Raw genomic sequence first — 1405 nt, 5'->3', positions numbered from 1 at the left:
CTATGTCGGCATTGCCGTGCGGGCAGGGCAGGCGCAACCCGACATCGGCAGCGAAGCAGCGCTGCGCAAGACGCTGCTTGCGGCGCGGTCCGTCGCCTATTCGCGGCTTGGCGCGAGCGGCGTCTACTTCGCCCAGTTGATCGTACGGATGGGGATCGCAGCCGAGATCAACGCCAAGGCCACCATCGTCGAGCAGGGGTTCACGGCGCAGCGCCTCGTCAGCGGCGAGGCCGATCTCGCCGTGCAGCAGATCAGCGAGCTGAAGCAGGTCGACGGCATTGAGGTGGTGGGACCGATCCCGCACGAATTACAGACGCCGGCGGTGTTCTCCGCCGGCCGTATGGCGAACGCAAAACATGCCGACGCGGCCGACCGCTTGCTGCGCTATCTGGCATCGCCAGGGGTCGTGCCCGTCCTGCGTCAATCGGGACTGGAGCCTTGAATTTGCCGGAGCGGAGACGCAACGTCATGTCCATGCGGACTTGTCTGGTTGCCGTCCTCTTTGCACTCGCCGCGCCCCTGACTGCGCATGCGCAATCGGCCGATCTCGTTCTGTGCGATCGCGTGGCGGCCGATCCCAGCGATCCCGACAAACCGGTCGACGTGAGGGGCGTCACCGAGATCGCATCCGCCGACGTTGCGACCGCGATCAAGTTCTGCAAACAGGCCGCGCCGTCCTCGCGCCGTGCGATGTTCGCGCTCGGCCGCGGCTCCTACATCTTTAACCCGACGCTGGCAGGCGTGGAGCAGGCGGATGCGCTGCTCATCATCGGCGCCAATCCGCGGAAAGAGGCGGCCGTATTCAACGCCCGAATCCGCAAGCGCTGGCGCGCCGGCGGCTTCAAGATCGGCGTGATCGGCGCCAAGGTCGATCTGACCTACGATTACGATCACCTCGGCGCGGGCACCGAGACCCTCAGTGAGCTCGCGGCCGGCAGGCACTCCTTCATGGACGTGCTGAAGAACGCCAAGAATCCCATCATCCTGGTCGGCGGAGGCGCGGCCTCGCGCCACGACGGCGCGGCTATTCTCGCGGCCGCTGCGAAGCTGGCGCTCGATGTCGGCGCACTCAAGGATGGCTGGAACGGCTTTGGCGTGCTGCATGAGACCGCCTCGCGCGTCGGTGCGCTCGATATCGGCTTCTCCGCAACCGGTGGCGGGCTCAACGCCGCGCAGATGACGACGTTCGGCACACTCGACCTGCTGTTCCTGCTCGGCGCCGACGAGATCAACGCGCCTGACGGCACCTTCGTCGTTTACATCGGCACCCATGGCGACCGCGGCGCGCACCGCGCCGACGTCATCCTGCCGGCGGCGGCTTACACCGAGAAGTCCGCGATTTACGTCAACACCGAAGGCCGCGTGCAGATGACGGGCCGCGCCGCGTTCCCGCCGGGCGAGGCCC

General features: G+C 67.0%; 1 protein-coding gene and 1 pseudogene. Both read left to right on the top strand.

Going from position 1 to position 1405, the window contains the following annotated elements:
• Positions 1-442 (top strand): substrate-binding domain-containing protein (locus tag MOV75_RS38110; RefSeq protein ID WP_247007991.1); only part of this gene is annotated, 442 nt, incomplete at its 5' end.
• A gap of 158 nt (positions 443-600) precedes the next feature.
• Positions 601-1405 (top strand): annotated as a pseudogene (locus MOV75_RS38105) (molybdopterin-dependent oxidoreductase); the annotation flags it as partial.

The organism is Bradyrhizobium sp. PRIMUS42 (assembly GCF_023006515.1).
In the GTDB taxonomy this organism is placed as follows: domain Bacteria; phylum Pseudomonadota; class Alphaproteobacteria; order Rhizobiales; family Xanthobacteraceae; genus Bradyrhizobium.
Note: the sequence above shows the minus strand (reverse complement) of the source record. Positions and strands in the feature narration are given on the sequence as shown.